Source organism: Candidatus Binataceae bacterium (assembly GCA_035508495.1).
Classification (GTDB): Bacteria; Desulfobacterota; Binatia; order Binatales; family Binataceae; genus JASHPB01.
Genome location: DATJMX010000020.1, coordinates 1 through 8,719, shown reverse-complemented (window position 1 = coordinate 8,719; position 8,719 = coordinate 1). Strand labels below are relative to the sequence as shown.

Sequence of the window (8,719 nt, the reverse complement as noted above, 5' to 3'; positions counted from 1 at the left end):
AAGGTCTGGTCAGCCAGGACCTCATCGAGATGAACTGGCACCGATGGCAGCGCGATGGGATGTTCCAATCCTGTAAGACAGAGATGCAGGTCGTGGAACATTTCGGCCGAATTGAGGCTTCGGACGCGAGCAACGCCTGATAGTGAATCGTCCAGGGCGTGCACCCGTTCGCGAAAACGATCGATCTCGTATTGCCAGCTCGACGCAGCTCCAGTGCTGCTTCCGGCGAAGAAAGCTGATGACAGTCGCGCCTTGGCTTCAGGCGGAAAATAGTGGCTCAAATAAATGCGGCTCTTCGTCACCCAGTAGCGTTCGTTGCCGAAAGCCGCCCGCCGCTCGGCGTCGACCAGCGCAGCCGCGCGCGTTGGAAACTCGCGTTCGGGATAATTGGGTGCCGGCAGCCGATGATGGACGACGTGAAGCATATCCATGTCGCCGAGTTGGCCGAGCGCCTGCTCGAAGCGCTCGCAGATCGCGTCCACTTCCGCTGGCGACAATGACTCGAAGTCGTCATGACGGATTTCGCGCGCCACCATCAGCCCGCCCGGCTTTAGGAACGCTTCGCCCTCAGCTGAGAAAGCACTCGCTTGCACAATGTCAGCGAGCGAATGATCGATTCGCGCCTTCCAGAGATTCATGGCATCCACCTCGGTAGCGGTGGCACCGCAGGTTTCGGCTTCTCCGGAGTTCTCCATGCGCGTCCGTGAGCCATGCGGATCGCAGGCTCACGCAGATGGCGGAAGTAAACGATCGGCCATTCAGGGTGTCGTTTCGCTGCAGCGCGCAATGGCCACTGCATCGCGAGCCCAACGCCGATAGCCAGTGCGAGGGTCCACCAGTGAAGGCCCGTCGACAAAATCGCCAATGCGAGCACCATGTTGATGACGGTTAGGCGCGGATGGCCGCCGCCCAGAAGTGGCGCTCTGACCATCGATAGATGAACCTTGGCAGGCATCAGTGGATCACCGCGGCCAAACCGAGATAGGTCATGATTTCTAGCGCGGCGCCCGCCAGTGCTCCGCCCGCGATCACGCCGACCAGCGCTTTCGCTGCGGGCCCGAACTCCTGCCAGAACGTCCATCCGATTCCCGCGACGATGATCCCGACCGCGAGCATCGCGTGTGCGAGACCACCCTGCATTCCATTGATCAGCGACGTCAGTGGTCCATCCCACGGAAGGCCGGTCGGGGTGTAAGCGAAAGCCGGTGCTGCCTTCAGGACCAGTAGTGATGCGATGAAAATTGATTTGCGCATGACTCGACCTCCTTAAGAACCGAGCGTCAACAACGCGATGTGGATCGCGAACATCAGAAAGATCGCGGCGATGAGGAGAACCGCCAGCAAAGACGATCCATCACCCAGATCGCCGATGGCCCAGGTGGCAAATACGAGCGAACTCAGCGCGAGGAGCGGCGCGCCATGAAATGCGACGCAGACGGCGATAAGAGAACGGAGGGAGTTCATTTCATGCATGCTCCTCGGCGGTTGCGATGCGTCTGAGTTGATAGCCGCCGTCCGGTGCGTAGCCTTCGACCCGCACCATCTCCACAATCCGTCGCGTACCGTCCGGACGGCGGCCAATGAAAATCACGAGATTGACGCTCTCGGCGATGAGGCGTGGATTGGCTGCGACGCCGGCCTCTTCGGTCAGACTCTCCAGACGGAGAAGCCCGGCCCGGGCATTGTTCGCATGCAGAGTCGTGAATCCGCCCGAGTGTCCCGTATTCCAAACCTTCAGCAGATCGAGCGCTTCGCCGCCGCGCACCTCGCCCACGATGATTCGGTCCGGCCGCATGCGGAGCATCTCGCGAACATGCCGGCGCATGTTCGCCTTGCCGTGTGCGACCCGGCGTATGCAGTTGCGCGCCTCGATTTGGAGTTCGGGTTCGTCCTCAATTACTCCGAGGCGTTCCTGCGGAAAGAGATCAATCAGACGACCAACGAAGGCATTCAGCAGCGTGGTTTTACCCGCGCTGGTCGCGCCGACGACCACAATGTTGTCCCGCTGCTGAATCGCTTGGTCGATAGCATCTAGCTGGGAAGGCTCGCCGATGAATTCCGCGAGCGGCCGAATCGGACGCCAGTGCATGCGGATCGAAAAAGTCGGTCCGTGGGACGCTGGCGGGAGGCACGCCGAGAATCGAGCGCCGTTGGGCAGAATCAGATTGAGAAATGGATCGTCGCGCTCGATCGTTTTGCCAGCGCTCGCAGCCAACAGACGAATGCCGGCCTCCACCCGCCGAGCGGGCAGTGAGACGTCAAGTGCGCGCATTGCACCGGTCCCAAGATCCGCGAATAGCGGGCAATCTGAAGACGAGCCATCATAGTTGCCTGAAACCTCCTGCGGCTCGCCGACAAGAAGACGCTCGATATCCAGGAGCTCTGCTGCCCGTCGCCACAGGAATTGATCGTGGCTTTGCTTCATGACCGCCTTAACCTCAATCGGTCGCTTAGCGTCAGGTGCAATCAGAGGTGTGAAGTAACTCTAGGATTTTGGGATTGCAAAATCTTTGTACAAAAAAGAGAGGCGCATGTCAAGCGCCTCTCGATCGAAACTGTCTACGAAAGCAGATGGCGGAGCTGACGCAACCGCACGTTAGCTGCTTCCACCGATACGTTGAACAGTTCGCTCGCGAGTTTAATCAGAACGCGGCCGTCCACCGATTCGGTTTCAAACGGGACATTGACCGACCGCTTCGCGCAGAATGCATTGACGTATCGATCGACTCGGCTCTTGGGCATGAGCAACGCTCCCGAAATGTAGCCGGCCTGCCACTCCATCCAATCGATCTCGGCGTTTCCAGGCAGGATCTCGCCGCGAAGGCATTTGTGGCGCTCGCCGCGATCGCAATAGCGATCATATAGCCAAGTGTGCCAATGCACGTGACCGTACTCGTGTGGCAGAGTGCTGCGCAGGCGGTGTTCGCGCCAGAATTGATGCGATAGCTCGCGCGCGATCCTGACCTCAGGTTTTTTGCCGGGAAAGAAGTCGGTCACGCCGTGAACTTCGTCACCCTCGTCGCTCAGATCGCTGAGCATGTTGAACTTGGCGGCTTCGTCCTCGATCATCACCGCAAGCGCTTGCGTCGGCACCGGAATAACGAACTGTCCGTATCGGCCAACGAGAAATGATTCGATTAGTTGCTCACACTGGATCTCGAGCTCGTCGGTCGTGTAGTAGGGCCGTTCGGGAAAGCGGCCGCTGCGGTCCGGAATCATCTTCATGATTTCTTGCCACCTTTCCCCCCTCCTTTTGTTTTGAGCTCACGCCGGAAGGCGCGATACGCGGCGGTCACTTGGTCTTCGTTTGCTTCGCCTGGCTGGATGTCGGGCGGCATCCGCTGCGCCCAGAAATACAGCACGTCGCGCTCCACTTTGAGCACATCGGCGAATTGATCGAGCAGATAATCGGGCGGCTTGCCTCGGTCGTGTTCGAGGTAATTCAGGTACGTGGCTGATATCGGCTTGCCGTCGCGGTTCTTGATCAGCGCCGCAAACTCCTTCTGGCTGAGACCCTGTGTCTTGCGCCTTTCTATGAGAAATTGTCCCAGCGTCTTCATCGCAGTGCCAGAGCTTCTTGCATGGTTAGTTCCCAGTGAAGTTCCGCTCGCCACATGGGGTTCGTCGCGTTAGTTGACAACCCAGCCTGCCAATCTGCATACACCGGTGCGCCATTTCGTGTTTCGTCGCTTACCGAATCCTTCGCGAGGTCGACCTTGCTCCAGACCGTAGCTATCTTGGCCTAAATTTTAGCAATTGCAAAAGTGTGTCAAAGCTCAATTTAACAGTTTTTTCCCAATATGCCTTTGGGCTCAGCATTATTGCTGCACGAGGACCACCCGATTCATAGAGGCGAATGGTATATCAGCTCCGTGAGACGGCGTTCGTTGAGCTTCGACAATTTTCAGTGGACAACAGGCGAATCGGGGGAGCGAATGATCGACGTGATCGATTGGTTTCACACAAAGGGTTGCTTCTCAGAGCATCGATGCATCACGGTGCGGTATTGAGCTCGACAATAAAATGCTTAGCGAGCGCTCGCTCTACGCTGATGCATTCCGCAGCGTCGATCGTTCGCTCGCAAGAAACGCGTACAGTTTGGACGCAGCCTTGCTTTTCCGCAATTGCGATCGGATTCGCGAAAATGTCTTCTAGATCATCGACATCATATGTTGTGGCGCCTATTTTCAGTTGATCTGCCCCCAGTACGATAGCGTCGAATAAATTCCCACTTGCAAGGCCTTTCTCCTTGCACGTCGGACGTTGATGTGAACGCAGGCCCTTGAGCGCTTCAAGCTCGTGCTCCAGTTCAGCGACTTTGATCTTGTATTTCTTCAATTCCTGTTCGCAAGCACGAAGGGATTCCTTAAGCGGAGCCTCGAGTTCCTTAGATCGAACAGTCGGATTCAAGTTCTTCAGACGCAAAACGGGCTTGATTGAAAGGAGCAGCACAACAGCGAGGAAACCCAAAAAGACATCGGCTACAACGATCCAGACTTCAGCGCCAGATTCCATTCGTCGGCGAATCATTAGCGACTAGCGAAAACGATCGAAAATTCTGCTCACTATGCCTCGTGGCTGAGTCGGAATTGACGTGGGGTCGTTTTGTACGTCGGATGAGGAGTATCGGTCAGGTATCGGTATCGTGGCCCGTTCGTCCGTAGCGTTAGGCGTCTCCGGTTGGTTTTGTTTTTCCTGAATTTTCTCGATGTCGGAAGTGTCAATAGATGGGGCTACGACAACCACGGGTGAAGACGGGGGCGGGAGTTTGGCCAAATCATTGTCCGTGCGTTCTTCAGCATTCGCCTTGAACGCTCCTGTTGAGTCTCCGTCATTCGCATCACTCAACAGACGACTGCGATCATCGGTTTCTATCGGCAGTAATTGGGTGTTTTGCTCCTCGTGTCCTCTGAGCCAAGTGCTCGGTCGGTATTCGTCTGGATCAATTCTGTCAACGCCGGAGCAAAAGTACATCAGCGGGCCGGAGTAAAAATGCATCAGTGAAGAGGGTGGGAACGATCTGAACGATGGCTATGGGTTCAGGGTGAGTGTGAGGGGGAATTCTCCCATAAGCGTTAACCTAAGATCCATGTTTTCAGGAGTTCGCGAAGCCTGACAGGCTGCAGTTTGCGCATCCGCGGGCCTTCGTCGAGCGTCCGTAAAAGATCGCCGCGCTTGGTCGCGTTAAACAGCGCGAGCAGTCCGGGTCAAGGACATAACGCCTGACGCAGCGCATGGATGAGAACCGCCGTCCAGCGCCATAGACTGGGCGGTGGTTCAGGCTGAGTGCCGCACCGCGAAGGAGATGCGATAACCCCAGGGGGAAACAGTTCGGGCATTTCGATACAGAGTTTCGAGCAGTAATGCGACGACTAGCTTAGCAAGGATCCAGGCCCGCGCGGCGGCCGGCTCCTTATGCGGCAAACGCCCGAGCTTGAGTAACTGTTTGAGTCGCTTAAAGGCCAGTTCAATCTGCCAGCGGGAGCGGTACAATTCGAGAACTTCTGTCGCCTCCAGTATCGTGTCAGGCAGAGTGGTAAAGACCATCACGAAGTGCGCCGCCTGCAGAGTGCGTAGATCGATCTGACGGCTCTTCTTGGCAGCAATTTTTGCCGCGCGACGTTCGGCCTTCGCTGCGATCGGAGCCGGTAACTTGGTGGTGATGACTCGACCCGGGATCGGGCTCCCTCCTGGCACGAGCAACTGCACCGGCCACGCTCCCACTTTGCCAACCGCAAGCCGCCGAGCATGCTGCAGTGCGTTGAATCGACGCTTCGAACTGCCGAGCATCTGCGAGTGGTGCCAGCCCATCCGCACCAACACATAGGCACCCGCGTCGCTGACGCAACGGATGCCGGCGGGGCGCAGATAGTAGCGATCGGCCAGCAACACGTCTCCCTTGCGGATCGGCGTGCGCTCCAGCGACTCGACTCCATACACGTCGGTGAGTTCCGCCCAATCGCAGTTCAGTGCTACCAGATCGAGCGAGTAGTGGACGCGCCATTCCGTCCCTTTACTAGCCGGCCCTTGCACGGTCGTACTGTCTATCACCCGCGGCCGAAGCGCTTCAGGCAATCTTGGCTCTTCGCGCAATCTCCGCGCGAGCTCGGCACCCAGCCACGCCAGCCAAGCTCCCGAGGTCTTCAGGCGCTTGAACAATGCCACCTGCGACATCGTCGCGATCCCGCTGCCGCGCGCTTGTGCGACCGTCTGGCGGAGCCCGCCGTCATTCACCGCGTGAAACAAAAGTAGGCGCAGTAGTTGCGCCGGATCCATGACGTATCGCGCACGCTTGAATGCGCCCATCTCGCGCGCTGCCTCGCGCCATCGCTGAGGCAGCAGCCCCTCAATTACCCTCCACTCATCCGCCCGCGCCGTTTCCACCATGCACAGAGGAATACTCCGAACTCTCGCGTACTATCAAGAGCTTAGGTTAACGCTCATGGGAATTCTCCCCCTCACCAGTACTCGGAGCTTGTGATGGGCGCAGTCGATTGGGACGGGGCTCATCCGGGTTCTTGAGGAGACAGATTGTCAGCCATCTCGGCTCTGCTGTGTTTGAGCCTGAAGCTGTCGCCGTTCAATTCGAGGATATGGACGTGATGGGTAAGCCGATCGAGTAGCGCACCGGTGAGCCGCTCGGAGCCGAACACGCCGGTCCACTCGTCGAAGGGCAGGTTACTGGTGACGATGATCGAGCCGCGCTCGTAGCGCTGACTGAAGACCTCGAACAGCAACTCGGCACCAGTCTGTGAGAGCGGCACGTAGCCGAGCTCATCCACGATCAACAGCTTGTAGGCGGCGAGCTGGCGCTGCAGGCGCAGGAGTCGCTTTTCATCGTGGGCTTCGTGAAGTTCGTTGACCAGGGCCGCGGCGGTGGTAAAGCCGACCGCGAGGCCCTTCTGGCAGGCGGCCAGTCCGAGGCCGAGCGCAATGTGAGTCTTGCCGGTGCCGCTGTTGCCCAGCGCGATGACATTCTCGCGGCGCGCAACGTACTCGGAGCGTGCCAGCTCCAATACCAGGGTCTTGTTGAGCGAAGGGATGACGGTGAAGTCGAAGCTGTCGAGACTCTTCACCGCGGGGAACCTTGCTTCCTTTATGCGGCGCTCGATAGTGCGGCGCTCGCGGTCGATGATCTCGAGTTCGGTCAGACGCAGCAGGTAACGCGCGTGATCGACGCCTTCGGCAGCGCACTGCCGGGCCAGCTTATCGTACTCACGCAGGAAGGTCGGGAGCTTGAGGGCCTTGAGGTGATGGGCGAGCAGCAGTTGCGGAGTATCGCTCATGACGCTGTCCCTTGAGCCAACAGGCTTAAGTAGGAGCGGGCTGAAGTGGTGGCTACCGTGGCCGGCGGCAAGTACGGATAGATCCTCAGGTCGAGCCGTGGCGGCCGTCGTTCGATGCGGCACAAGACCAGGTGCTTCACCGCATCGAAGCCTATCACTCCCCGCGCGATCGCTTCTCTGACCGCGGCCGCGACATCGTCGGTGCGGAACACTTCCATCAGGCGCAGTACCTGGACGAACTCGCGCTTGCCGGGCTTGCCCAGGCGCGCTTCGAGCAAACGGCGCAGCGTGGCGAACTCCTCGGGCAAGCTCCAGCCGACCAGCGGCGCGGCCTGGTCCAGCGCATTGATCTTCCGCTCCAGCAGCGCCAGGTAGTGCAGCGGATCGAAGATGAAGTCCTCGCGCTCGTACGATCGCGGATGACGGGCGATCGCTTCAGCACCGCAGGCGATCACGACTTCGTGCACATAACCGCGGACCAGCACTTCGCGATGGCCATCGGCCGTCGGCACCGAATAGTCATTGCGGCGATAGCGCACCAGCGACAGCGAGCTGACGCGCGCGGCGCACTTCTCGCACGCTTCATAAGGAACCGCGGGCGGCGGCAGGAAGGCGCTGCGGTCGCGTCCGAGCCGCGCTCCGACGGTCTCATCGTGGCTGCGCAGCCGGTCGTTCAAGCGCCGCCGGCAACACTCCAGCAGTCGCGCATTGAGATCGGCGAAGCTGGTTGCGTGCGGCACCGGCACCATGAAGTTGCGCCGCGCGTAACCCACCAATCCTTCGACCTTGCCCTTGTCGTTGCCCTTGCCCGGTCGGCCGAAGCGATCGGCGAACAGATAGTGCGACTGCAACTCGCTGAAGACCCGCGTCCTCAGCCGCCGGCCATCGCCCAGGATGCGCGCCACTGCCAGCCTGGTGTTGTCGTACAAAATCGAGCGCGGCACACCGCCGAAGAACTCAAAGCCGACGCGATGCCCTCGCAGAAAGCCTCGCTGCTCTCCATCGGGTAAGCCTGCACCATGCAGGCGTCGCTGTGCGGTAAATCCATCGCGAAGAAGTGGATCTTCCGTTCCACTCCGCCGACCACCGCCACCGCCTCTCCGAAGTCGACCTGCGCGTGCCCAGGATCGTGGCGCAACGGCACGAACATCTCGCGTGACCGCAGCCGCCGCTGGTACACGTAGTCCTTTACTATCGTGATCCCGCCGCCCGTAACCGTGTTCGTCGCGCAGCCGCTCGAATATCCGCTTGGAAGTATGCTGCTGCTTGGCCGGCCGCGCCTTATCCTCTTCCAGAATCTGATCGATGAGCCCCACGAACCCGTCCAGCTTCGGCCGCGCCGGTGGTCCATTGCGCCGGTATCCCGGCGGCACCGAGAATGCCAGCATCTTGGCCACCGTTCGCGGGTCGATCCCGAATCGCCGCGCCGCTTC

General features: G+C 59.3%; 9 protein-coding genes and 1 pseudogene. All 10 read right to left on the bottom strand.

Features of this window, described 5'->3' with window-relative positions; genetic code table 11:
* Positions 1-638, bottom strand: a 638-nt coding sequence (locus VMA09_06280) for a hypothetical protein (GenBank protein HUA33193.1), incomplete at its 3' end; no start/stop codon positions are given.
* Between the two features lie 316 nt (positions 639-954).
* A complete protein-coding gene (locus VMA09_06275) occupies positions 955-1,254 on the bottom strand; it encodes a TrbC/VirB2 family protein (protein ID HUA33192.1) in 300 nt (99 codons plus the stop codon).
* Positions 1,255-1,266: 12 nt separating this feature from the next.
* Positions 1,267-1,473 (bottom strand): hypothetical protein, encoded by a 207-nt coding sequence (locus VMA09_06270; GenBank protein HUA33191.1) that lies wholly within the window; start codon positions 1,471-1,473, stop codon positions 1,267-1,269.
* Complete coding sequence (locus VMA09_06265; protein ID HUA33190.1) at positions 1,466-2,425, bottom strand: ATPase, T2SS/T4P/T4SS family; 960 nt, start codon at positions 2,423-2,425, stop codon at positions 1,466-1,468. The genes VMA09_06270 and VMA09_06265 overlap by 8 nt, the downstream gene beginning before the upstream one ends.
* Positions 2,426-2,559: 134 nt before the next feature.
* Positions 2,560-3,225, bottom strand: coding sequence for a hypothetical protein (locus tag VMA09_06260; GenBank protein HUA33189.1), 666 nt, complete (start codon positions 3,223-3,225; stop codon positions 2,560-2,562).
* Positions 3,222-3,560, bottom strand: coding sequence for a helix-turn-helix transcriptional regulator (locus VMA09_06255; GenBank protein HUA33188.1), 339 nt, complete (start codon positions 3,558-3,560; stop codon positions 3,222-3,224). The genes VMA09_06260 and VMA09_06255 overlap by 4 nt, the downstream gene beginning before the upstream one ends.
* Before the next feature lie 433 nt (positions 3,561-3,993).
* Positions 3,994-4,515 (bottom strand): hypothetical protein, encoded by a 522-nt coding sequence (locus VMA09_06250; protein HUA33187.1) that lies wholly within the window; start codon positions 4,513-4,515, stop codon positions 3,994-3,996.
* Between the two features lie 762 nt (positions 4,516-5,277).
* Positions 5,278-6,387, bottom strand: a complete 1,110-nt coding sequence (locus VMA09_06245) for an IS4 family transposase (GenBank protein HUA33186.1) — start codon at positions 6,385-6,387, stop codon at positions 5,278-5,280.
* A 119-nt stretch (positions 6,388-6,506) separates the two neighbouring features.
* A complete protein-coding gene (istB, locus tag VMA09_06240; protein ID HUA33185.1) occupies positions 6,507-7,286 on the bottom strand; it encodes an IS21-like element helper ATPase IstB in 780 nt (259 codons plus the stop codon).
* A pseudogene (gene istA / locus VMA09_06235) lies at positions 7,283-8,719 on the bottom strand (IS21 family transposase). The gene istB and the pseudogene istA overlap by 4 nt, the downstream one beginning before the upstream one ends.